Source organism: Burkholderia stagnalis, assembly GCF_902830275.1.
Lineage (GTDB): Bacteria > Pseudomonadota > Gammaproteobacteria > Burkholderiales > Burkholderiaceae > Burkholderia > Burkholderia stagnalis.
The window spans coordinates 138,067-164,829 of the sequence record NZ_CADESW010000018.1; the positions used below are offsets into that span (position 1 = coordinate 138,067).

General features: G+C 73.9%; 4 protein-coding genes. All 4 read left to right on the forward strand.

Going from position 1 to position 26,763, the window contains the following annotated elements:
* The first annotated feature begins 200 nt into the window (after positions 1 to 200).
* From HWY45_RS26990 to HWY45_RS27005, 4 genes are read left to right on the forward strand one after another with little or no spacing between them, the layout of a single operon-like run.
* Positions 201 to 7,169 carry a non-ribosomal peptide synthetase gene (locus HWY45_RS26990; RefSeq protein WP_176118405.1) on the forward strand — a complete coding sequence of 2,323 codons (6,969 nt, stop codon included), beginning with the start codon at positions 201 to 203 and terminating at the stop codon, positions 7,167 to 7,169.
* A gap of 1 nt (position 7,170) precedes the next feature.
* Complete coding sequence (locus tag HWY45_RS26995; RefSeq protein ID WP_059884193.1) at positions 7,171 to 14,886, forward strand: non-ribosomal peptide synthetase; 7,716 nt, start codon at positions 7,171 to 7,173, stop codon at positions 14,884 to 14,886.
* A complete protein-coding gene (locus HWY45_RS27000) occupies positions 14,883 to 26,003 on the forward strand; it encodes a non-ribosomal peptide synthetase (protein WP_081069869.1) in 11,121 nt (3,706 codons plus the stop codon). The genes HWY45_RS26995 and HWY45_RS27000 overlap by 4 nt, the downstream gene beginning before the upstream one ends.
* On the forward strand, positions 25,993 to 26,763 hold the full coding sequence (locus HWY45_RS27005) for an SDR family NAD(P)-dependent oxidoreductase (protein WP_059960446.1): 771 nt from the start codon (positions 25,993 to 25,995) through the stop codon (positions 26,761 to 26,763). The genes HWY45_RS27000 and HWY45_RS27005 overlap by 11 nt, the downstream gene beginning before the upstream one ends.

Below are 26,763 nucleotides of genomic sequence, written 5' to 3' on the forward strand. Positions count from 1 at the left end.
TCCGGGGACAGACGTTCGACCGGCGCGGTGCTCTAATCGCCGTCACTCGCGCATTGCCGCATCGGCCGCCCGCATTCCTGGCGCGCATGCATGTCAGCGCGTGGGGCGGTTTCCCGATGCCGCGCATCTCGCGGCAAGCGCACAACGTATCGGTATCCGAAGAACCTTCGCAAGCGAATCCATCTACGTCGGGCTGTCAGATGAAATACCCCTTCCGGGCGGCACAGCGCAATATCCACGCGGCGCAAAACTTCCATGAAGACCACCGGCTCGCGCAAATCGGCGCGGCGGCGAACATCGTCGGCACGCTCGAGCCCGACCTGTTCTGGCGCGCGGCGGACTTCGTCGCGGCGCACAGTCCTGCGCTGCGCTCGGCGCTGCATGACGGCGCCGACGGCCTGTTCCAGGTCGTGCACGACGTTGCGGGCTTCGCGCACGAGACACTCGACCTGCGTTCGCACGCCGATCCGCAGGCGGCCGCGCGGCGCTTCATCGACGACGATTTCGCGAACCGCCGTTTCGCCGCCGACGGACACGACGTCGCGAACCGGATGATATTGCTCAGGACAGGCGACGCGGAGCACATCGCATATGCAGCCTTCCATCACGCGCTGTTCGACGGCTGGGGCACATCGCTGTTCTACGCGCGCCTGTGCGACGCGTACAACCGGCTGCGTGCGGGCGGCGAACCGGTGGCGTGGGAGGAGACGAGCGTCGACGCGGCGCTGGCGGACGAGCGCGCGTATCTGTCGTCCGACCGGTGCGACGCGTCGCGCCGATACTGGGCCGAGCGGCTCGCGTCGTACGACAGCGAATACTTCCCGCGCGCGACGTCGCTGTCGAACCGGCGCACGGTGCTCGAACTGGGCGAGGCCGACACCGCCGCGGTGCGCGCATGGTGCGACACGCACCGCGTGAGCGCATTCCACTTTTTCACGGCTGTGTTGCACGCGACGCTGTTTCGCGTGGTCGGCGCGCGCGATCTCGCGATCGGCCTGCCGATCCTCAACCGGCGCACCGCGACCGACAAGCAGACGATCGGGCTCTTTCTCGGCTTTTGCGTGCTGCGCGCGTCGGCGGCGCCTGCCGACACGTTCGCGGCACTCGCCGCGCGGATCGGCGCGCAACTGAAGGCCGATTTCCGGCATCAGCGCTACCCGCTCGACGCGGTGTCGGGCGACCAGGGCCGCCTGCCGTTCGAAGTGAGCCTGTCGTACGAACGGCACGACTACGATGCGACGTTCGACGGCACGTCCACGACGGTGACGCCGCTGCGCACGCCCGCGCAGAGCTACCCGCTGCGCGTGTACGTCCGCGATTTCAGCGCGCAGCGGCCGATCTACATCGACTTCGACACGAACGATTCGTGCTTCGGCGCGCTCGCGCCGCAGGCATTCGTGGAGACGTTTCACGCCGTGATGCGCGACGCGCTCGACGATGCGGATGCGCGTCTCGTTTCGGCGAGGTCGGCGGCCGGCGATGCGGGGGCGGCGATGCGCGCGCCGGCCGACGTGCCGGCGATGCGGCACGCGAATCTCTGCGATGCATTCGAGGAGATCGCCGGGCGCTATCCGGATGCGGTCGCCGTTTCCGGTGATGCCGGTTCGCTCACCTATGCGCAGCTCGACGCGCGTGCCAATGCGCTCGCCTGGACGTTGCGCGAACTCGGCGCGGCCCCCGAGCAGCGCATCGGCCTCGCCTGCGCGCGCGACATCCCGTTCGCGGTCGGCATGCTCGCCATCCTCAAGACCGGCGCAGCCTATGTGCCGCTCGATTCCGCCTATCCGGACGAACGGCTGCGCTTTCTCATCGACGACAGCGCGATGATTGCCATCGTCGGCACCGCTGCCGAGCTGGAACGCCTGCCTTGCCCTGATCTGCCGCGCTGCGAGATCGATCTCGACGGCGACGACGACCACGACCACCGCGACCACCGCGATGACCGCGATGACCGCGACGACCGCGCCCGCCCCGCCCCGCCGCGCGCCATCTGCGCCGCCCAGGCCGCCTATGTGATCTACACGTCCGGCTCCACCGGCACCCCCAAGGGCTGCGTCGTCACCCACGCGAACGTGCTGCGCCTGTTCGACGTCACCCGAGAATCGTTCGCCCTCTCCAGCCATGACGTCTGGAGCGTGTTCCATTCCACCGCCTTCGACTTCTCCGTCTGGGAGCTTTGGGGTGCGCTGCTGCACGGCGCGCAGGCCGTCTTCGTGCCCTTCGAGACCAGCCGCGATCCGCTCGCGTTCGCCGGTTTCCTGCGCGAGCATCGCGTGTCCGTCCTCAGCCAGACCCCTTCCGCGTTCCGCCTGCTCGATCGCCAGCCCGGCACGCTGCCCGCGCTGCGCCTCGTCGTGTTCGGCGGCGAGGCGCTCGCCCCCGCCAGCCTGCGCGGCTGGTTCGATCGCTACGGCGACGCGCGGCCCCGTCTCGTCAACATGTACGGCATCACCGAGACCACCGTGCACGTCACCGCGCGCACGCTGCGCAGCGCCGACGCCGATGCCCCGCTCAGCCCGATCGGCGAACCGCTCGCCGATCTCTCGCTGCAGTTGCTCGATCGTCATGGCGAGCCCGTACTCGATGGCGTCCCCGGCGAGATCCACGTCGGCGGCGCGGGCGTCGCGCGCGGCTACCTGAACCGGCCCGGCCTGACCGCCGCGCGCTTCGTTCCCGATCCGCACGGCGCGCCGGGCGCGCGGCGCTATCGCGCCGGCGATCTCGCGCAACGCCAGGACGACGGCGAAATCCACTATCTCGGCCGCGCCGACCAGCAGATCAAGATTCGGGGCTTCCGCATCGAGCCCGGCGAGATCGAGGCCGCGCTGCGTGCGCATCCTGCGGTGCGTGATGCGGCTGTGGTTGCCGATGACGATGCGCAGGGCAATGCGCGGCTCGTTGCGTATGTCACGCGGCGGCGCGGGGATGGTCTGGATAACTTCGATGCCGGTGGCAACGGCGGTGTTGGCGGTGTTGGCGGTGTTGGCGGTGTTGGCGGTGTTGGCGGTGTTGGCGGTGTTGGCGGTGTTGGCGATGTCGGCGATGTCGGCGATGTCGGCGATGTCGGCGATGTCGGCGATGTCGGCGATGTCGGCGATGTCGGCGATGTCGGCGATGTCAGCGATGTCAGCGATGTCAGCGATGTCAGCGATGTCAGCGATGTCAGCGATGTCAGCGATGTCAGCGATGTCGGCGATGCCGGCGATGTCGCACTCGCCGCCGCCGCGCTCCGCACCCACCTCGCCGCGCACGTGCCGGCCCACATGATCCCCGCGCATTTCATCGTGCTCGATGCGCTGCCGCTCACCGTCAACGGCAAGCTCGACCGCCGCGCGCTGCCCAAACCCGAAGCCGTCTCCGCCAACGCCAACGCCGACCGCGAGCCGCCCGCCACGCCCACCGAGCGCCTGCTCGCCGATATCTGGGCGCGCGTCCTCGGCCGCACGCCCGCCCGCCACGACAGCTTCTTCGCACTCGGCGGCGACAGCCTCAATTCGCTGGAAGTCGTCACCGCCGCACGCGCGCGCGGCGTGTACGTGTCGCCCCGCCAGTTGCGCGAATGCCCGACGCTCGCCGCGCTCGCCGAAACCGTCGATCGCGATCCGCAGCAGCCGGTGTCGGCTTCCACCGCGCCCGCGCCGTTCGCGCTGCTGCCGGACACCGACCGCGCATTGCTGCCCGACGGGCTCGAGGATGCATTGCCGATGTCCCGCCTGCAGCTTGGCATGCTGTTTCATCGGGAGCGCGACGGCGGCGCGGTATTCCATGACGTGTTCCGCTATCGCCTGCGCGTCGCCGCGTGGGACGAGGCTGCGTGGCGACGCGCGCTCGCGGCCACGACGCGCGCGCACGCGGCGCTGCGCACCGTGTTCGCGCTCGACGGTTTTTCGGCGCCGCTGCAATTGATCCGGCGTGAAGCCGCCCCCGCGCTGCAGGTATTCGATTGCCGTGCGCTGGACGAGGCGGCGCAGCAAGCCGAGCTCGACGCATTCGCCGACGCCGAGCAGCAGCGCGACTTCGACGTCGCGAACGGCCCGATGCTGCGGCTGTTCATCCACCGCGTCGCCGACGACACGATCCACGTCACGCTGAGCTTTCATCATGCGATCGTCGATGGCTGGAGCGTCGCGACGCTGATGACGGAGATCATCGGCGGCGCGTGCGGCGGCCCGCTCGCCGCCCCCGAAAGCGACGCGCCCGTGCTTGCGCTGCACGCGGCACACGAGCGCGACGCACGCGCGGACGACGCGCTGCGTCGCGCGTGGCGCGAGCGCGTCGCGCGCTCGCCCGCGACGCCGCTCGCCGGCGGCGACGTCGCGAACGGCGACGGCCACGCACGCGACGCGAGCGGGGCCGCCGGCCAGCGCACGGTCGCGCGCGTCGTCCGACGCGTGCCGCAACCGCTGGCGGCGTCGCTCGTCGCGCACGCCCGCACGCTCGGCATCGAGTTGCGCACGCTGCTGCTCGCCGCGCATCTGCGCGCGCTGTCGCTGCTGACGGGATCGGATCGTCCGGTGACAGGCTACGTCGTCCACAATCGCCCCGATCACGCGCAAAGCGCGCGCGCCGCCGGTCTCTTTCTCAACACCGTGCCGTTCGGCACGCGCCTCGCGCCCGGCTCGTGGGCCGGGCTGGCGCGGCATGTCGCCGCCGTCGAGCGCGAAATCGATGCGCTCAAGCGCCTGCCGCTCGCCGCAATCGCCGACGAGGCCGGCGCGGGCCGCCTGTTCGACGTCGCGTTCAACTACATCCATTTCCGCGTCTATCGCGATGCGCTCGCGTTGCCCGGCGTCACGGTCGTCGACTTCGACGCGCACGAGGAAACCGACTTCCCGCTGCTCGTGCAGTTCACGCGCGATCCGGCTGGCGACGGCATCGACGTGTCGTTGCACTACGATGTCGCGCAGTTCCGCACGTCGCACATCGAGCGGCATCTCGCGGTGCTCGACGCGGCGCTGCGCGACATGGCGTCCGACATCGACGCGCCGTGGCTCGCGATGCCGGTTTCCGGCTTGCGCGACGTGCCGGCGGCAACGCGTGCACCGGCCGATGTGCCGGCGTTGCGGTACGCGAATCTCTGCGATGCATTCGAGGAGATCGCCGCGCGCTATCCGGATGCGGTCGCCGTTTCCGGTGATGCCGGTTCGCTCACCTATGCGCAGCTCGACGCGCGTGCCAATGCGCTCGCCTGGACGTTGCGCGAACTCGGCGCGGCCCCCGAGCAGCGCATCGGCCTCGCCTGCGCGCGCGACATCCCGTTCGCGGTCGGCATGCTCGCCATCCTCAAGACCGGCGCAGCCTATGTGCCGCTCGATTCCGCCTATCCGGACGAACGGCTGCGCTTTCTCATCGACGACAGCGCGATGATTGCCATCGTCGGCACCGCTGCCGAGCTGGAACGCCTGCCTTGCCCTGATCTGCCGCGCTGCGAGATCGATCTCGACGGCGACGACGACCACGACCACCGCGACCACCGCGATGACCGCGATGACCGCGACGACCGCGCCCGCCCCGCCCCGCCGCGCGCCATCTGCGCCGCCCAGGCCGCCTATGTGATCTACACGTCCGGCTCCACCGGCACCCCCAAGGGCTGCGTCGTCACCCACGCGAACGTGCTGCGCCTGTTCGACGTCACCCGAGAATCGTTCGCCCTCTCCAGCCAGGACGTCTGGAGCGTGTTCCATTCCACCGCCTTCGACTTCTCCGTCTGGGAGCTTTGGGGCGCGCTGCTGCACGGCGCGCAGGCCGTCTTCGTGCCCTTCGAGACCAGCCGCGATCCGCTCGCGTTCGCCGGTTTCCTGCGCGAGCATCGCGTGTCCGTCCTCAGCCAGACCCCTTCCGCGTTCCGCCTGCTCGATCGTCAGCCCGGCACCCTGCCCGCGCTGCGCCTCGTCGTGTTCGGCGGCGAGGCGCTCGCCCCCGCCAGCCTGCGCGGCTGGTTCGATCGCTACGGCGACGCGCGGCCCCGTCTCGTCAACATGTACGGCATCACCGAGACCACCGTGCACGTCACCGCGCGCACGCTGCGCAGCGCCGACGCCGACGCCCCGCTCAGCCCGATCGGCGAACCGCTCGCCGATCTCTCGCTGCAGTTGCTCGATCGTCATGGCGAGCCCGTGCTCGACGGCGTCCCCGGCGAGATTCACGTCGGCGGCGCGGGCGTCGCGCGCGGCTACCTGAACCGGCCCGGCCTGACCGCTGCGCGCTTCGTTCCCGATCCGCACGGCGCGCCGGGCGCGCGGCGCTATCGCGCCGGCGACCTCGCGCAACGCCAGGCCGACGGCGAAATCCACTATCTCGGCCGCGCCGACCAGCAGATCAAGATTCGGGGCTTCCGTATCGAGCCCGGCGAGATCGAGGCCGCGCTGCGTGCGCATCCTGCGGTGCGTGATGCTGCGGTCGTCGCCGATGACGATGCGCAGGGCAATGCACGGCTCGTTGCGTATGTCACGCGGCGGCGCGGGGATGGTCCGGATAACTTCGATGCCGGCAGCAACGGCGATGTTGGCGATGTTGGCGATGTTGGCGATGTTGGCGATGTCAGCGATGTCAGCGGTGTCAGCGATGTCAGCGATGTCGGCGATGTCGGCGATGTCGGCGATGTCGGCGATGTCGGCGATGTCGGCGATGTCGGCGATGCCGGCGATGTCGCACTCGCCGCCGCCCTCCGCACCCACCTCGCCGCGCGCGTGCCGGCCCACATGATCCCCGCGCACTTCGTCGTGCTCGATGCGCTGCCGCTCACCGTCAACGGCAAGCTCGACCGCCGCGCGCTGCCCAAACCCGAAGCCGTCTCCGCCGACGCCAACGCCGACCGCGAGCCGCCCGCCACGCCCACCGAGCGCCTGCTCGCCGATATCTGGGCGCGCGTCCTCGGCCGCGCGCCCGCCCGCCACGACAGCTTCTTCGCGCTCGGCGGCGACAGCATCGCATCGCTCAAGGCGCTGAACGCGGCGCGTCAGGCGACCGGCCTCGACCTGCCGCTGCAGGGCATGTTCACGCAGCCGACGCTGCACGCGCTCGCCGCGTGGATCGATGCGCTCGCGGCCGACGCGCGCGAAACGGGCGCGCCGACGCCGTCGCCCGTGCGCCGCGCACCGCGCGTGCGCGCGCGGGTTTCCGCCGGGCCGGACGGCTCGCACCACACGACTCTCGACAAGATCCTCTGAGATGACGCACACGAACCGCGCTCCGCTCGACACGCACGACGTCTTCGTCTTCCCGCAATCGCGCGCGCAACGGCGCCTGTGGATGCTGGCCGAACTCGACCCGGATTCGACCGCCTACGCAATCCCGCTCGCGCTGCGCATCGTCGGCGCGCTCGACGCCGACGCCCTCGCGCGCAGCCTCGACGCGCTCGTGCGCCGGCACGAAATCCTGCGCACGAGCTACGGCGCGGTGGACGGCCAGCCGATGCAGTTCGTCCACGAGTCTGCCGCCTTCGAACTGGCGCGCGAGCCGCTCGCACGCGACGCGCTGCCCGCGCGGCTCGCGGCCGAGGCAGCCACGCCGTTCGACCTGCGCCGCCCGCAGATGCTGCGCGCGGCGCTCTTCGAACTCGCGCCGGACGAGCACGTGCTGTCGCTGGTGATCCATCACATCGCATGCGACGGCTGGTCGCTCGACCGGATCGTCGGCGAGCTCGACGCGCAATACGCGTACGAAACCGGCGCCGCGGCCGGCGCGCCCGACGAACCGGCGCTCCAGTACGGCGACTATGCAACATGGGAGATCGAGGCCGGCGACGCGTTGACGGCCGACGTCGGCTTCTGGGCGGAACGGCTCGCGCCGCTCGCGCCGTTCCCGTTTCCGCGTGCGGCCGACGCCGCGCCGCCGCGCGAGCCCGCCGCGCCGCCCCGCCGCGACACGCCGGGACGCACGACGCAGCGCGCGCTTGCCGCCGCGCTGGCCGGGCGCGTCGAGCAATGCGCGCGCGACGCCGACACGACGCCGTTCGTCGTGCTGCTCGCCGCCTTCGCGGCATTGCTGCATCGCGCGAGCGGCGCGACGCGGCTCGCGGTCGGCACGCCGGTCGCGAACCGGCTGCGTCCCGAATTCGAGCCGATGATCGGCTTTTTCGCGAACACCCTCGTGCTCGACATCGACGTGTCGGGCGAGCCCGATTTCGCGACCCTGGTCGCGCGCTGCCGCGGCGTCGTGCTCGAGGCATTCGCGCATACGAACGCGCCGTTCGACGAAGTCGCGCGGCGGCATGCGCGCGATGCGGTCGACACGCCGCTCTTCCACGCGTTGTTCGCGTTGCAAAGCGCGCCGCTGCGCATGCCGCGGCTCGGCACGCTGTCGATCGACGTCGTGCCCGTGTATCCGGCCGCCGCGAAATTCGACCTGACGCTGATGCTCGAACCGCGCGCGGACGCGTTGCATGCCGCGCTCGAACATCGCTGCGACGTGCTCGATGCGCAGACTGCCGATACCTGGCTGGCGAGTTTCGCCGACCTGGTCGACGCCGTGCTGCGCGCACCGCACGAGCCGATCGCACGGCTGCCGCTGCCTGAACTCGCGCCGCCGCCGCCGGCCGTGCCGTCGCCCGCCGGGCCAGTCGTGTCGGCAGCAACGCGCGCCGGCGACGACGGCGGCCGCAGCGGCAACCCCGATGCCGACGCCGATGCCGCACCCCGCCGCACCCCGCCCGCCACCCCCACCGAGCGCGCGCTCGCCGACGTCTGGGCCCGTATTCTCGGCCGCGAACCGGGCCGCGACGACAGCTTCTTCTCGCTCGGCGGCGACAGCCTGAGCGCGCTGCGCGCGATCGTCGAAGCGCGCGGCAAGGGCCTGCACCTGACGCCCGCCCAGATGCTCGGCGGCGTCAGCCTGCGCGCGCTCGCCGACGCGCTCGATCACGAACCGCTCACGCATGCGCCGCTTGTCGCAACCCGCGACGCTGCAGGCGAGCCGTGCGCCGACGACGCGCTGCCGCCGACGCCGATCATCGCGTGGTTCGCGCAGCTCGGGCTCGCCGCCCCGAATCATTGGGCACAGACGATCGTCGTCGAAACGGCGCACGCGATCGCGCCCGAGCCGCTGCGCGATGCGTTGCGGCAACTCGCCGCGCAGCACCCGGCGCTGCGCCAGCGCGTCACGCTCGACGCGGGCCGCGCCAGCGTCGCGTTCGAGCCGGACGACGGCGGCAACGGCGGCGACGGCGGCGAACAGCGCACGCCGGAACGCTTCCCGCTCGACGTCTGCACGGTCGCGAGCGATGACGAAGCACGCGACGTGATCGCCTCGCTGGCCGCGCGCCTCGACCTGCGGCACGGCCCGCTCGCACGCGCCGCGCTGATCGGCCGGGACGGCGCGCCGCCGCTGGTCGCGCTCGCCGTCCACCACGTCGCCGTCGACGCGCTCTCGTGGTCGGTGCTGCTGCACCAGCTCGCCGCGTCGCTCGGCGGCGATGCGCCGCCGCCCGCCCCGGCCGCGTCGCTCGCGCACTGGCATCGCGCCGCGAGCGCCGCCGCGCTGGCGGCCGACCCCGCACCGTGGCTCGCGCTCGCCGCGCGCGGCTTCGCGGCGCTGCCGACCCGCTCGGACGCGGTCGCCCCAGGGTCCGAGGCGGACACGCGCGTCGACACATGGCGCCTGTCGCCCGCGCAGACCACGCGCCTGCTGGACAGCGGCCCGGCCGGCGGCCGCTCGCGCACGCAGGCGATCCTGATCGCGTCGCTGTGCGCGGCGCTCGCGCCCGCGCTCGACAGCGAGCGCGTCGCGCTCACGCTCGAACATCACGGCCGCGACGGCGAACACGGCGTGGACGTGTCGGCGCTCGTCGGCTGGTTCACCGCGCTCAGCCCGATCGTGCTCGACGACTGCCTGCGCGACGCGCCGCTCGACCTGCTCGCGCGCGCCGCCCATGCGCTCGCCTCGCTCGCGCCGCGCCGCCACGAATACGGCCTCGTGCGCTGGCTCGGCGCGTCGCAGGACGCCCGGCAACGGCTCGACGCCGCGGGGCTGCCGGAGATCAGCTTCAACTTCCTCGGCGTGATCGGCCGCCCGGCGAACGGCACGTTCGCGCTGCGCCCGGACCTGATCGCCGGCGAGCGCGACGGCGCGAACCGCCGCAGCTTCACGCTCGACGTCGTCGCCAGCGTGATCGACGGCGAGCTGCGGATGGACTGGCGCTATTCGCCGAAGGTGCTCGATCCGCAGCACATGCGCGACGCGGCGCAGCGCTGGATCGCGCGGCTCGACGCGCTGCTCGACGCGATCGCCGCCGCGCCGCGGCTGGCGGCCGACCATCCGCTCGCGCGCCTCGCGCAGCACGAGATGGACGAACTCGCCCCGGCGATCGCCGACGCGGCGATCGTCGCCAGCCTCACGCCGCTGCAGGAAGGCATGCTGTTCGAGGCGAGCGCGCACCACGCGTCGACCGCGTTTCACGAGCAGATCACGGCGGCGGTCGACGGCCCGCTCGACCTGCCGCGTTTCGTGGCCGCGTGGCAGACGATGCTCGAGCGGCACGACGCGCTGCGCGCGGGCTTCGTCGCGCGCGCGGGCGGCCGGCCGATCCAGTTCGTCGGCGCGCAGGCGGCGCTGCCCGTCACGCGGCTCGACTGGTCCGATGCAAGCACGCCCGCCGAACAGGACGCGCGGCTCGCGCAATGGCTGCGCGACGACGCCGCGCAACCGTTCGACCTGTCGCACCCGCCGCTGATGCGGCTCGCGATCGCCACGCTCGGCCCGCAGCGCCATCGCTGGCTGTGGAGCTTCCATCACATCCTGCTCGACGGGTGGTCGATTCCGGTGTTCTTTCGCGAGCTGATCGCAATCTACGCGGGGCGCGACGCAGCATTGCCGGCGCCGCGCCGGTTCGCCGATCATCTCGCGTGGCTCGCGCTGCGCGCACCGGGCACCGCACACGAGGCATGGCGCGCCCGGCTCGCGGGGCTGGCGCCCGCGCGTCTCGCCGCGCCCGCGCGAGGCCCGGCTCGCCACGCGCGCCGCGACGTCACGCTCACGCGCGCGGCGAGCGGCGCGATCGAGCAGCTCGCACGGGGCGCGGGCGTCACGCCCGGCACCGTGTTCAACGCCGCGTGGGCGCTGTTGCTCGCGCGCAGCGGCGTCGGCGCGGACGTCGCGTTCGGCGTCACGCTGTCGGGCCGCTCGAGCGGCGCGCCGGGCGCCGACGCGATGATCGGCCTGTTCATCAACACGCTGCCGCTGCGCGTGACGCTCGCGCCGGTGCAGACCGTCCGCGGCCTGCTCGCCCGCGTGCAGCAGGCGCTCGCCGAACTGCACGCGAGCGAGCACGAGCGCCTGTCCGACATCCTGCGCGCGGCCGGCGCGGATACCAACGACCTGTTCGACACGCTCGTCGTGTTCGAGAACTATCCGGTCGAAGGCAATTTCGCCGCGCCCGGCGGGCTCGTGTTCGCGCGGCCCGATTATCACGAGCACACGAACTACCCGGTGACGCTCGCGATCATCCCCGGCGAGTGCTTCGAACTGCGGCTCGAATACGACGCGAACCGCTACCCGGACGCGCAGGCGGCTGCGCTCGTCGAGCGGCTCGCGCGGCTCGTCGAACGGTTCGCCGCGACGCCCGGCGCGACGCTGGCCGAAATCGGCGACGAACCGGCCGCACGGCACGCAGACGGCGCACGCGACGTGCCCGCCTTGCCCGCCCCGCATGACGGATACGACGGCGCGCCGCCGCTCGCGCACGCGCTGTTCGAGCGCGCGGCGGCGCGCCGGCCCGACGCCCCCGCGCTGATCACGCCAACCGACACGTTGACCTACGCCGCGCTCGCGCGCCGCGCCGGCGCGATCGCCGCGCGGTTGCGACGGCTCGGCGCCGGACCGGGAACGGTCGTCGGGATGATGCTGCCGCGCGGCGTGAACGCGATCGCGTCGCTGCTCGGCATCCTGAAGGCGGGCGCCGCCTATCTGCCGCTCGATCCGCACTATCCGGCAGCGCGCCTGGGCTACATGCTGCGCGACGCCGGCGCGCGCGTCGTGATCGGTGCGGCCGAATCCGGAGCGACGGCGCTCGACCTGGACGGCATCGTCACGCTGCATATCGCCGACCTGCTCGAATCCGGCGACGAATCCCGCGACGAATCCGGCGACGATGCGGCACCGCTCCCCGCGCCGCCTTCGTCGAGCCTCGCCTACGTGATCTACACGTCCGGCTCGACCGGCGAGCCGAAAGGCGTCGGCGTCACGCACGCGGGCATCGCGAACATGTGCCGCGCGATGCACGCCGGCTTCGCGGTCGACGCGCAGAGCCGCATCTTCCTGTTCCCGCCGCTCACGTTCGACGCGTCGGTCGCGGAAATCTTCACGGCGCTGTCGACCGGTGCCGCGCTCGTGCTGCCGCCCGAAGGCGCGAAGCAAAGCGACACGTCGAGCGCGCTGATCGACGCCGCGCGCGCGGGCCGCGTCACGCACGTGACGCTGCCGCCGTCGCTGCTCGCGGCGCTCGACGATGCCGACCTCGCCGGCGTCAGGACCATCGTCGCCGCGGGCGAAGCCGCGCCCGCCGGCCTGCTCGCGCGCTGGGCGCGCGGCCGGCGCGTCGTCAACGCATACGGCCCGAGCGAAGCCACCGTGTGCGCGAGCCTGCACGTGTGCGACGCGCACGAGCCGCTGCCGCCGATCGGCGCCGCCATCGAAGGCGTGCGCACCGTCGTGCTCGACGATTGGCTCGGCGTGGCGCCGGTCGGCGTCGCGGGCGAGATCTGCGTGGGCGGCCCCGCGCTCGCACGCGGCTATCTCGGCCGCCCCGGCCTCACCGCCGCGAGCTTCATACCGGACCCGGCAGCGGCCGAGCCGGGCGCACGCCTGTATCGCACCGGCGACCGCGGCATGCTGCTCGCCGACGGCACGATCCGCTATCTCGGCCGCGCCGGCGGCCATGTGAAGCTGCGCGGCTACCGGATCGATCCGGACGGCATCGCCGGCGTGCTGCTGCGCGACGCGTCCGTGCGCGAGGCGCTTGTCGACGTGACCGAATACGGCCGCCGCCCGGAACTGACCGCGTTCGTGATTCCGCGCGACGCCACGCTCGACGTCGACGCGCTGCGCGCTCACGCGGCGCGCGCGCTCGCGCCGCACGAGGTGCCCGCGCGCTTCGTGGTCGTGCCGGACTGGCCGCTCACGTCGTCGGGCAAGATCGATCGCGCGACGCTGCGCGACGCGCACGCGCCTGCCCCGCGCACGGATGCGGCAGTGGACGCCGTGGCCGACGCGCCGCGCGACGACGTCGAGCGCTGGGTGCGCGACGCGTTCCGCCAGGTGCTCGGCGTGCCCGACGCGCGCATCGACGACGACTACTTCGCGCTCGGCGGCGACTCGATCCTCGCGTTGCAGGTCGCCGCGACGATGCTGCGGCACGGGATCAAGATCGGCGCGGGCGAGGTGCTCGAACTGCGCACGCCGCGCGCCATCGCCGACGTCTGCCGGACGCGCGCTGCGGCCGACGCGCGCGCGCTTGCGCCCGAGCCGGAACCGGAAGCGGCCGACGTGCCGCTCGCGCCGATCCAGCGCTGGTTCCTCGAACGCGGCGGCGACACGCCGCGGCGCTTCACGCTCGACGTGCGGCTCGCCTTCGCGGCGCCGCCCGATCCCGACGCGCTCGCCCGCGCGCTCGCGGCGCTCGCGCTGCGTCACGACGCGCTGCGGCTGCGCGTCGCGCACCGCGAGGACGGCTGGCGGCAACACTACGCGGCGCGCGACGGCGCGGCGCTGCTGCCGCTCGCGATCGCGCCCGCCCCGCTCGCCGACGACGCGGCGCTGGCCGCGTACGCGGCCACGCTGCAAGCCGGGCTCGATCCGGTGCACGGCCCCGCCGCGCGGGCCGGCTACGTGCCGCACGGCCCGGCCGGCGCGCCGGAGCTGATCGTCGTCGCCCATCACCTGGTGGTGGACGTCGCATCGTGGCGCATCCTGCTCGCCGATCTCGACGCCTGCTACGGCGCCGCGCGGCGTGGCGAAGCGCCGCCCGCCGCGCCGCGCACGACGAGCTACCGCCGCTGGAACGACATGCTCGCCGCGACGGCGGGCGCGCGCGACACCGAGCGCGGCTTCTGGGAAACGATGCTGGCCGCGACACCCCGCGATGCGGACGACACCCTCGGCGTGCCCGGCCGCGTCGACGCGCTCGACAGCGTGCGGCTCGTGTTCGACGCCGCGCTCACCGGCCAACTGACCGGTGCGCTCAATCGCGTGCACGACACCCGCACGCAGGAATTGCTGCTCGCCGCGCTCGCGCACGCGTGGGGACGCTGGACGAGCGGCGCCGCGCTGCGGCTCGACGTCGAAGGCCACGGCCGGCAGGTGCCGGCGGGCGTCGACGCCGACCTGTCGCAGACGGTCGGCTGGTTCACCTGCGTCTATCCGCTGCGCATCGAATCCGGCGGCGACTGGGATGCATCGATCAGCCGCGTCAAGACGCTGCTGCGCGCGGTGCCCGACGGCGGCGTCGGCTTCGGCGTGCTGGCCCGGCACGGCGCGCTCGTCGATGCGCATCCGCGCGCCGTCAGCTGGAACTATCTCGGCACGGCCGCCGACGGCGATGCCGGCGCGCTGCCCGAACTCGGCGCGCGCGTCGCGGGCGGCCTGCCCGACGGCCGCGCACCGGGCGACCCGGTGCTGCATCCGCTCGCGATCGACGCGGCGATCGCGGCCGGCGCGCTGTCGATCCGCTTCGCGTACAGCGGCGCGCGGCGCGACGCCGCCGCGCCGCCCGACATCGGCCGGCTCGCCGCGCTGACGGACGACGCGATCCGCTCCCTGTGCCACCACCTCGTCGCGCGACTCGACGCGCTGCCCGCGGCGCCGCAACCGTCTGCTCCACCGCTTCCGGGCGGCGAGCAACTGCGGCCCGCCGAACTCGACGCCCTGCTTCTCGACCTTACGGATACCGAATGAGCCAAGCGCAGATCCGCCCCGCCGTTTCCGACCCGCGCTCCACGCCTGCCGTGGAGCGCATCATCGGACTGTCGCCGCTGCAACGCGGCATGCTGTTCCATGCGCTCGCGGCCCCCGACAGCCCGGCCTATCTCGAGCAGATCGTCTGCCGGCTCGACGGCGACGTCGACCCGGAACGCTTCCGGGCCGCGCTCGCGGCGCTCGTGCGCCGCCACGAAGCGCTGCGCAGCGCGTTCGTCACGCGCGGGCAGTCGGAGCCGCGGCAAGTCGTGTTCGCCGACGCGACGGTGCCGCTCATCGTCGAGGACTGGCGCGCCCGGCCCGCCGCCGCGCGCGCCGAAGCGCTCGAGCACTTCGCCGCCGAACAGCGCCGGCAGGGCTTCCGGCTGAACCGTCCGCCGCTGATGCGCATCGCGTTGATCCGCGAAGAGGACGCCCGCTGGACGCTCGTGTGGACCCACCATCACGTGATCATCGACGGCTGGTCGCTGCCGCTCGTGCTGAAGGATTTCCTCGCGCTCTACGCGGATGCAGCGCACGCGGCGCCGCCCGCCGCCGCGCGCTTCGCCGACTACGTCGACTGGCTCGGCGCGCAGGATCCCGCGCGCGACGCCGGCGCGTGGCGCGCGCTGCTCGACGGCGCGAGCCTGCCGATGCCGCTCGGCGTCGATCGCCCGGCGCGGCCCGGCGAGGACGGCAAGGACATGCGCGTGCTGCGCGCCGAACTGGGCGCGACGGACGTCGCGCGGCTCGCGGCGGCGGCGCGCGTGACGGTCGGCACCGTGCTGATCGGCGCGTGCGCGCTCGTGCTGAGCCGACTCGCGCGCGCCGACGAAGCCGTGTTCGGGCTCGTGCTGTCGGGCCGCGCCGCGCCCGTCGACGGCATCGAGCAGATGGTCGGGCTGCTCGCGAACACCGTGCCGTTCCGGATCGCCGTGCCGGATGCGGCCGGCATCGTCGAATGGCTCGGCGAAGTGCAGCGCGGCCAGCACGGGCTGCAGCGGCTCGCGCACTGCGCGCTGCCCGACGTGCGCGACGCGGCCGGCGTCGCGTCGGACCGGCCGCTCTTCGAATGCCTCGTCGCCGTCGACAATTTCCCGCTGCAGGACGCGCTCGGCGCGGCCGACGCCGGCTTCCGGATCTCGGACGTCCGGCAGGAAGAGCACACGCATCTGCCGCTCACGCTGAGCTTCGCGCCCGGCCCGGAGCGGATCGGCGTGAAGCTCGGCTTCGACGCGGCGCGCATCGACGCGCCCGCCGCGCAGGGCGTGCTGGACGCGCTGCTGCATGTCGTGCGGACGTTCGCGGGCGATGCGTCGGCGTCGCTGCGCGAAGTGGGATTGCGGCCGGAGCCGGTCACGCCGGCGCTGCCAGCCGCTGCCGCTCAGCCGGCATCCGACCCGGGCCTCGCGCACCGCTTCCTCGCCGTCGCCGCCGACGCCGGCGAGCGCATCGCCGTCACGCATCCGGGCGGCCAGGCGTCCTACGCGCAACTCGCCGCGCAGGCGCGCGCGATCGCCGTGCGGCTGCGCGACGCGGGGCTCGCGCGCGGCGATCGCGTCGCGCTGCTGCTCGAGCGCGACGCATCGGCCGTCGCCGCGATGCTCGGCGTGCTGCTCGCGGGCGGCTGCTACGTGCCGCTCGACAGCACGCATCCGGACGAACGGCTCGCGTACCTCGTCGCCGACAGCGGCGCGCGTCACCTGCTCGCCGTGCGCGCGACCGCGGCGCGCGCGCCGCAGGGCTGCGACATGCTGCTGCTCGACGACGTCGGCGCGTGGCCGGCGCCGGCCGACGCGGCGTTCGCGCCCGTCGGGCGCGACCAGCCGGCCTACGTGATCTATACGTCGGGCTCGACCGGCCAGCCGAAAGGCGTGCTCGTGAGCCACGACAACGTCGGCCGCCTGTTCGACGCGACCCGCGCCCACTTCGGCTTCGGTCCGGACGACACGTGGAGCTGCACGCATTCGTTCGCCTTCGATTTCTCGGTGTGGGAGCTGTGGGGCGCGCTGCTGCACGGCGGACGCGTCGTGATCGCGTCGCGGGAAACCGCGCGCGATCCGCACGCGCTGCTCGCGCTGCTCGGCGCCGAGCGCGTGACGATGCTGAGCCAGACGCCGTCGTCGTTCCGGATGCTCGACGACGCCGACGCGCGGCTGCGGCCCGCGCTCGCGCTGCGCCACGTCGTATTCGGCGGCGAGGCGCTCCATCCGCGCGATCTCGCCGGCTGGATCGCGCGGCGCGGCGACGCGGCGCCGTGCCTCGACAACATGTACGGCATCACCGAGATCACCGTGCACGCGACGCTGCGCCCGATGCGCGCGCGCGACGTCGAGACCGACGCGTCGCCGATCGGCGAGCCGCTCGCGGATCTGACGATCCGCATCGTCGACGCGTGCGGGCACGACGTGCCCGACGGCGCGACCGGCGAGATCCTGATCGGCGGCGCGGGCGTCGCGCTCGGCTACCTGAACCGGCCCGAGCTCACCGCGCAGCGCTTCACGGGCGACGGCGCGGCACGCGTCTACCATTCGGGCGACCTCGCGCGGCGCGACGCGAACGGCGAGCTGGTGTACGTCGGCCGCGGCGACGACGCGCTCAAGATCCGCGGCCACCGGATCGAGCCGAACGAAGTGCGCGCGGCGCTGCTCGCGCACCCGGGCATCGCCGACGCATTCGTCGCGGCCGAGCCGGGCGGGACACACGCGCGGGACGCGCGCCTGTGCGCGTGGTTCGTCGCGCAGCCCGGTGCGGCAGTCGACGTCGACGCACTGCGCCGCCATCTCGACGCGCGGCTGCCCGCGCACGAAGTGCCGTCGTTCCTGATCGCGACGCCCGCATTCGCGCTGACGCCGAACGGCAAGCTCGACCGACGCGCGCTGCCCGCGCCGGCGCAGGCGGCGAGCACCCGCGTCGCGCCGCGCAACGCCGACGAGGAAGCGCTCGCGGCCGTCTGGCGCGAAGCGCTCGGCGTCGACGCCGTCGGCGTGCGGGACGACTATTTCGCGCTCGGCGGCGATTCGATCCGCAGCATCCGCGTGGCTGGCCTCGCACGCGAGCGCGGCTTCGAGATCGACATCGCGGACCTGTTCCGGCATCGCACGATCGAGGCGCTGCTCGCCGCGAAGCCGCGCGCGCGCCAGGGCGAGGGCGCGCCGGCACCGCGCGATGCCGCGCCGGGCGCCGCTCAGCCCGCCCCGCTGCCCGCCCCGCCGTTCTCGCTGATCAGCGACGACGAGCGCCGCCGCCTGCCGGCGGACGTCGAGGATGCGTACCCGCTCGCGCGCCTGCAGGCGGGCATGCTGCACCACGCCGAATCGGGCGACGAGCGGGACCTGTATTACGACGCGATGTGCTTCCACGTGCGGGCACGCGTCGACGCCGCCCGCGTGCCCGCCGCGCTCGACGCGCTCGCGGCCGCGCATCCGGCGCTGCGCACGCGCTTCCTGCTCGACGGCGTCGAGCGCCCGCTGCAGCTCGTCCATGCGCATGCGACGCCGCAGGCCGAGATCGAGGACCTGAGCGCGCTCGACCCGCTCGAACGCGAGCGCCGCTTCACGGCGCTGCTCGCGCGGCTGCGCGCCGAGCGCTGCGACCCGCGCCGGCCGCCGCTGCTGCGCTTCGTGCTCCAGGCGCTCGGTCGCGACGAATGGCAGATCGGCATCGCGTTCCATCACGCCATTCTCGACGGCTGGAGCGTCGCGCGGCTGCTCGCCGATTTCGCGACGCTCGTCGGCGGCGGCGAGATCGCCGCGCCGGCCACGCCGTACCGCGAATTCGTGCGGCTCGAGCAGGCCGCGCTCGACAACGCCGACACGCGGCGCTTCTGGGCGGAACGGCTTGCCGGCGCGCCGTCGGCCGCGTTGCCGCGCTGGCCGCGCGCCCCCCGCGATCCGCACACGCCGCGCGCGGGCCGGCACGAGCGCGCGCTGCCCGCCGCCACCGCCGCCGCGCTGCGCGCGCACGCGGAACGCAACGGCCTGCCGCTCAAGTCGCTGCTGCTCGCGATCCACCTGCAGGTGCTGTCGCTCGCGAGCGGCGCGCGCGACGTCGTGACCGGCCTGGTCTCGAACGGCCGCCCGGCCGAAACGGACGGCGCCGCGATGGTCGGCCTGTTCCTCAACACGCTGCCGTTCCGGCTGGACGTCGACGCGCACGACTGGACGAGCCTGGCGCGCACGGCCGGCGCCGCCGAAGCCGACCTGTTCGCGCATCGCCGCTACCCGATGGCCGCGATCGCGGGCCTGCTCGCGCCGGGCAACGGCGCGGCGCGCTTCGACACGTCGTTCAATTTCGTCGACTTTCATGCGTACGACGCGCTGCGGCGCGACGGCGCGCTGACGGTCGTCGAGGCCCGCAGCCACGAGGCGGTCGAGATTCCGTGCGCGACGACGTTCGCCGTCACGCGCGCGAACGACGGCGCGCGCGGCATCACGGTCTCGCTGTCGTACGATCGCGACGCGTTCTCCGACGCGCAGATCGCGTGGCTCGCGGATCGCTACGTGCAGGCGGCCGACCATTTCGCGGCGCGGCCGGACGATGCCGGCGCGCGCTTCGCCGCGGCCGACGCCGCCGCGCTGCGTGCGTCGCAGGGCGCGCCGGCCGACCTGCCGGCGGGCGACCTGCTCGCCCGCGTGCGCGCCGTGGCCCGCGCGCATCCGCAGCGCCGCGCAGTGCGCGGCGTCGATGCGCAACTCGATTTCGCGTCGCTCGATGCCGCGTCCGATGCGCTCGCCGCGCGCCTCGTCCAGCGCGGCGTCGGCGCGGACACGGTCGTCGCGATCGCGCTCGCGCCGGGCGACGTGCGTGTCGCGGTCGCGCTCGTCGGCGTGCTGAAGGCCGGCGGCGCGTACTGCCTGCTCGACATCGAGCGCCTGCCCGCCGCACGGCTGCAAATGACGCTCGACGAAGCCCGGCCGGCGCTCGTCGTCGCGACCACGGCGACGGCCGCGCAACTGCCCGCGCCGCACGCCGACGTGCTGCTGCTCGACGACTTCCGCGCGACCTCCGGCGACGCCGCGCCGATCGCGCGCGACGTGCCCGACGATGCGCTCGCCTACCTGATCTTCACGTCGGGCTCGACGGGGCGGCCGAAGCCGATCGCCGTCTCGCGCGGCGCGCTCGCGAACCACATGCGCTGGATGGCGGGCCGCTTCCCGCTCGACGCAGCCGATGTCGTGCTGCAGAAGACGCCGGTCAGCTTCGACGCGTCGGTGTGGGAATTCTGGGCGCCGCTCGCGAGCGGCGCAACGCTCGCGCTCGCGCCCGCCGACGCATCGCGCGACGTGAACGCGCTCGCCGACGCGGTCGAGCAAAGCGGCGCGACCGTCGTGCAGCTCGTGCCGAGCCTGCTCGACGTGATCCTCGACGACCCGGCCGCGCTCGCCCGGATGCGGCGCGTGACGCGCGTGTTCGTCGGCGGCGAGGCGCTGCGCGGTACGACGGCCGAGCGTTTCCGGCAAGCGTGGCGCGCGCAGTTGATCAACCTTTACGGCCCGGCCGAGACGACCATCGATGCGACGAGCTGCGTCGTCGTCGATGGCGACGCCGCGCAGGCGGATGCGGCCATCGCGCCGCCGTCGCTCGGCACGCCGATCGACAACGTCGGCGTGTTCATTCTCGACGAGCGGATGGCGCCCGTGCCGCCCGGCGTCGCCGGCGAAATCTGGATCGGCGGCGCGGGGCTCGCGCGCGGCTATCACGGCCGCCCCGGCGAAACCGCGCGGCGCTTCCGGCCGGACCCGCTGCCGGGCGCGAACGGTGGCCGCCTGTACCGCACCGGCGATCTCGCGCGCCGCCTGCCCGACGGCCGGCTCGACTACCTCGGCCGCCGCGATCACCAGCTGAAGCTGCGCGGCTGGCGGGTCGAACCCGGCGAGATCGAAAGCCTGCTCGCGACGCACCCGGCCGTGCGGCGCTGCGCGGTGCTGCCGCGCGCGATGCCGGACGGCAGCGTGCGCCTCGTCGCGTGGATCGAACGGCACGCGGCCGCCGCCGGCGACGCCGCGCCGCCCGACTATCGGCGCTTCCTGGCCGAGCGGCTGCCCGCGTCGCTCGTGCCGGGCGCGTTCGCCGAAACCGCCGACTGGCCGCTGCTGCCGAACGGCAAGACCGATCGCAACGGCTTTCCGTCCGTCGAACCGGCGCGCGACGCCGCGCCGGCGCGCGCGCCGGCCACGCCCGTCGAACAGATGCTCGCGACGATCTGGCACGAACTGCTGCCCGGCCGCACGGCGATCGGCGTCGACGACGATTTCCTCGCGCTCGGCGGCGATTCGATCGTCAGCCTGCAGGTGAGCGCGCGCGCCCGCCAGCGCGGCTGGCAGATCTCGCCGCGCGACCTGTTCGAGCATCCGACGATCGCCGCGCTCGCGCGCGTCGCGGTGCGGGTCGATGCCGACGCCGGCGCCCGGGGCGCGGCGCTGCCCGGCCCGGTGCCGCTCACGCCCGCGCAGGCGCGCTTCTTCGCGCTGAACCAGCCCGCGCCCGCGCACTGGAACCAGGCGCTGATGCTCGACCTGCCGGGCGAGCTCGACGACGATGCGGTGCGCGACGCGCTCGCCGCCGTCGTCGCCGCGCACGACGTATTTCGCGTGCGCTTCACGGTCGGCGGCGACGGCGTCGCGCAGGAACTGCTCGCCGACACGAGCCCGCCGCAAGCGTGGTTCCGTACGGCGCGCGTGCCGGCGGACCATGCCGCCGACGCACTCGCCTCGCTCGCGCGCGACGTGCAGCGCAGCCTCGAGCTCGGCGCGCCGCCGCTGCTGCGCGCGCTCCACGTGCGCGGCTTCGCGGACGGGTCCGCACGGCTGCTGCTGGTGATGCACCACCTGATCGTCGACGGCGTGTCGTGGCGCGTGCTGACGAGCGACCTGCACGACGCGCTGCACGCGCGGCCGGTCGCCGCGCCGCCGTCCGGCTTCGTCGATTGGGCGCGCGCGCAGGCGTGCGCCGCGATCGACGAAGCGGAGCAGCGCTACTGGCGCGAGGCCGCACCGCGCGCCGCGCGCGCGGGCCGGCTCGCGCCGGCGGGCGCGGCACGCTACGCGGACCAGCGCACCGTCGAGCACGCGCTCGATGCCGACCTGACGACGCGCCTCCTGCGCGACGGCGCGACACGGCTGCATGCGAGCGCGCAGGAAATCCTGCTCGCCGCGCTCGCGACGGCGCTCGCCGACGCGGCGCACGCGAGCAGCGTCGGCGTGACGATCGAGCACCACGGCCGGGGCGACGGCGCCGACGCGGCGCTCGTGCGCGCGCTCGGCTGGTTCACGACGCTCTACCCGCTCGCCGTCGAGCGGCTCGACGCGCCGTCGCCGCTCGCGCGCCTGCGCGCGGCAAAGGACGCGCTGCGCGCGGTGCCCGCGCATGGCCGCGGCTACGGACGGCTGCGCGACGCGGCGCCGGCGGACGATCCGCTCGCGACGAGCGCGCTGCCCGACGTCTGCTTCAACTATCTCGGCCAGATCGACGGCGCGCTGCCCGCCGCGTCGCGCATCCGGCTCGCCGGCGAGGACTGCGGCCCGATCGCCGACGACGACAACGATCGCGGCTTCGCGCTCGACATCGTGTCGTTCGTCGCGAACGGCCGGCTGGTCGTGCGCTGGAACTACGACGCGCGGCGCTTCGACGACACGCAGGCCCGCGCGATGGCTGCCCGCGCGCAGGCCGAGCTGCAGGCGCTGCTGGCGGCCGGCGACGCGCGGCCCGCCGTGGCGCCGAGCGATTTCCCGCTCGCGCGCGTGCCCGCGGACGCGCTGCCGGCGCTGCTCGACGCCGAGCCGCCCGTCGTCGACCTGTGGAGCCTCACGTCGACCCAGCAAGGGATGCTGTTCCACGCGCGCGCCGCCGATGCGTCGGCGGGCATCTATCTCGAACAGATCGTCGCGGCGATCGAAGGCGAATGCGACGCGGCGCGCCTCGAGCGCGCGTGGTCGCACGTCTATGCGCGGCACGACGCGCTGCGCGTGAGCTTCGCGTGGCGCGATCTCGACGATCCGGTGCAGCGCGTGCACGCGCCGCAGCCGCTTGCGCTCGAGATCCGCGAGATCGCCGCGCACGCCGATCCCGAGCAGGCGCTCGCCGCATTCCTCGCCGAGGATCGCGCGCGCGGCGTCGATCTCGCGCGGCCGCCGCTGATGCGCGTGACGCTGCTGCGCCGCGACGGCGCGCCGTGGCGGCTCGTGTGGACCCATCATCACGCGCTGCTCGACGGCTGGTCGATGGCGATCCTGCTCGGCGAAGTCGCGCACTGCTATGCGGCGGACGCCGCGGGCCGCGCGCCGTCGCTGCCCGCCGCGCCGTCGTATGCCCGCTTCGTCGCCGCGCGGCTGCGCGTGCAGCATGACCTGCGCGACGCCGAAGCGTTCTGGCGTGCCACGCTCGGCCCGCGCCACGCGCCGCTCGATCTCGGCTTGACGGCCGTGGCCGGCAGCGCCCCGCACGCGGCACAAACGGGCACGGTACGCCGCGTGCTGCCGCCCGAACTGACGGCCGCGTTGAACGCCGTCGCCGCGCGCGAGCGGGTGACGCTCAACACCGTCGTCGAAGGCGCGTATGCATTGCTGCTGTCGCGCGTCGCGCGCAGCCGCGACGTCACGTTCGGCGTCACGTTCTCCGGGCGCGACGCCGAGGTCGCAGACGTCGAGCGCATGGTCGGCGCGCTGATCTCGACGCTGCCCGTGCGCGTCGACTGCCGGCCCGCGCTGCCGGTCGGCACGTTCCTGCGCCAGCTGTTCGCCGCGCAGTCGGAGGTCGGCAGGCATGCGCATTGCAGCCTCGTCGACGTCCAGCGCTGGAGCGGCGCGAGCGCACAGCAGCCGCTGTTCGACAGCGTGTTCGTCTATGAAAACTACCCGGTCGACCGCGACGCGGGCGCGCATGCCGGTGGGCTGCGCATCGGTGCAATCGAGGCGAACGAGGCGTCGAACTATCCGCTGATGCTGTACGTGAAGCCGAATGCGGACGGGCTCGTCATCGACGCGGTGCACGACGCGGCGCGCCTGCCTGCCGCGCGGGCGGGCGCGCTCGTCGATGCGCTCGTCGAGCTTGCGGCGGGTATCGCGTACGGGCGCGGCGATGCGATCGGCGCGCTTGCTTCGTGTGCTGCGGATGGCGCGGTGGCGGTCGCTTCCGCAGGGTCGGCCGATGCCGAAGCCGCGATCGCGCCGGTGTCCGTGCTGCACGACGCCCACGCCAACGCCAACGCCGACACGCTGATCGACCTGTTCGCCCGCGCCCTCGACGCCGCGCCGGCGAGCGCGATCCACGGCCCGGACCGCACCGTCACGCGCGCCGAGCTGTTTGCCGAAGCGGGCGAGCTCGCCGAACGGCTCGTCGCGGCCGGCGCCGGCCCCGGCACGACGGTCGCCGTCTGCCTGCCGCGCGGCGTCGACTTGCTCGCGGCGCTCGTCGGCACGCTGCTCGCGGGTGCCGCCTATGTGCCGATCGATCCGCTGCTGCCCGCCGAGCGCCGCGCGATGATGCTCGCCGACTCGACACCCGTCGCGATCGTCGCGAATCCGGACGGCAACATCGGCGATGTGGCCGTGCCGGTGGTCGCGCCGTCACGCGCACCCGCCGCCGCCGATGGCCTCGCCGCCGCGCGCACCGCGCTCGCCCGCGCCCGCCGCGCGCATCCGGCCGCGCTCGCCTACACGATCTTCACGTCGGGCAGCACGGGCCGCCCGAAGGGCGTCGACGTGCGCCGCGGCGCGCTCGTCAATCTGCTGCGCAGCTTCGCCGCGCGCTTCCCGCTCGGCCCGGACGACGTGCTGACGAGCGTGACGACCGTGTCGTTCGACATCGCGGCGCTCGAGCTCTTCCTGCCGCTCGTGACCCGCGCGCACCTCGCGATCGCGGCCGCCGAGACGGCCGCGAACGGCGTCGCGCTCGCACGCGAGCTCGCCGGGCGCAGGACCACCGTGATGCAGGCGACGCCGCTCACGTGGCGCCTGCTGCTGTCGGCCGACTGGCGTCCGCAGCCGGGCTTTCAAGCGTGGTGCGGCGGCGAAGCGCTGCCCGCCGATCTCGCCGCGGCGCTGCTCGCGCGCGGCGTCGCGCTGCTGAACGTCTACGGGCCGACCGAGACGACGATCTGGTCGGCCGCGCTGCCCGTTGCCGATGCGGCCGCAGCCGCGCGCATCGGCGGCGCGCTCGACGCGACGCGCCTGCGCGTCGTCGATGCCGACGGCCACGAGACGCCGCCCGGCGTGGTCGGCGAGCTGACGATCGCGGGCGCGGGCCTCGCGCAGGGCTATACGCGCGCACCGGGCCGCACCGCGCGCAGCTTCCGCCCCGATCCGTTCGCGGCCGAGCCCGGCGCGCGGCTGTATGCGACGGGCGACCTCGCGGTGCGCAACGGCGACGGCACGCTGACGCTGCTCGGCCGCGCGGACGACCAGGTGAAGATCAACGGCTACCGGATCGAGCTCGGCGACGTCGAAGCGCACCTGCGTGCGCTCGACAACGTCGCCGACGCGGCCGCGACGGTCCGGCGCGGCCTCGACGGCCGCGCGTGGGGGCTCGAAGCGCATCTCGTGCTGCGCGACCCGGCCAGGCCGTTCGACGACGCGCCGCTGCGCGACGCGCTCGCACGCCGCCTGCCCGCGTACATGGTGCCGCAGGTCTTCGCGCTGCACGGCGCGCTGCCGCGCACCGCGAACGGCAAGCTCGACCGCCGCACGCTGGCGACGCCGCCCGCACGGCCGCGCGCGGCCGCCCCCGAGCGCGCGGCCGCGAACGCGCTCGAGGAGATGGTATGCGCGCTGTGGCGCCGCGCGTTCGACAACGCGCCGGTCGCGCCCGACAGCGACTTCTTCGACCTGGGCGGCAATTCGCTGCTGCTCACGCGCATCCACGCGCGGGTGATCCAGGTGTTCGGCGTCGAGCCGCCGCTCGGCGACATGCTCGCGAGCCGCACGCCGGCCGACATGGCCGCGCTGATCGAACGCCACGAAAGCGCGCCCGGCGCGGCATCGAAGGTCGCGGCCGCGTGGCTTCGGCTGCGCGACATGTCGCCGGCCGAACGCGATGCGCTGCGGCAGCAGCATGCGGCGCGCACGGCCGCGCAACCGGCGACCGACGCCGTCAACGAGGAGATCGACAATGCGAATTGAAGGAACGACCGCGCTCGTGACGGGCGCGGCAAGCGGCATCGGCAAGCGCTTCTGCGAGGCGCTGCTCGCGGCGGGCGCGGCGCGCGTGATCGCGCTCGACCATCACGCACCGGGCCTGCGCGCGCTCGCCGATACGCTCGGCGCGCCCGCGCGGCTGCGCACGATGGCGGTCGACGTGAGCCAGGAACGCGCGGTCGCGGCCGCGATGGCCACGCTCGTCGACGACGGCCAGGTGCCCGACGTGCTCGTCAACAACGCAGGCGTGCTGCGCGACGGCCGGCTCGCGACGCTCGATGCGCACCGCTACGCGCGCAAGCTGCCCACCGCGCAATGGGGCAGCGTGCTCGGCATCAACCTGACGGGGCCCTTCCTGCTCGCGCGCGAGTTCGTCGCGGCGCGGCTCGAAGCCGACGCGACGCGCGACGGCCTGATCGTCAACATCTCGTCGGTCAGCAGCGCCGGCAACGCGGGGCAGTCGAACTACGCGGCCGCGAAAGCGGGCCTCGACGCGCTGACCCGCACCTGGGCGCTCGAGCTCGCCGAGCACCGCGTGCGCGTCGCGGGCCTCGCGCCCGGCCTCACCGACACGCCGATGGCGGCCACGCTCGATGCCGCGACCCGCGCGCGGCTGATCGACGAGATGCCGCTCAAGCGGATGGTGTCGACCGACGAAATCTGGCTCGGGCTGCGCTTCATCATCGAATGCGACGCCTACGTCGGCCGCACGCTCGCGATCGACGGCGGCGCCGCGTTCGGATGA

Bases quoted from the DNA above. Each gene is read 5' to 3' on its own strand.
- HWY45_RS27005 (WP_059960446.1), top strand. From the start codon at position 25,993: ATGCGAATTGAAGGAACGACCGCGCTCGTGACGGGCGCGGCAAGCGGC.
- HWY45_RS26995 (WP_059884193.1), top strand. From the start codon at position 7,171: ATGACGCACACGAACCGCGCTCCGCTCGACACGCACGACGTCTTCGTC.
- HWY45_RS26990 (WP_176118405.1), top strand. From the start codon at position 201: ATGAAATACCCCTTCCGGGCGGCACAGCGCAATATCCACGCGGCGCAA.
- HWY45_RS27000 (WP_081069869.1), top strand. From the start codon at position 14,883: ATGAGCCAAGCGCAGATCCGCCCCGCCGTTTCCGACCCGCGCTCCACG.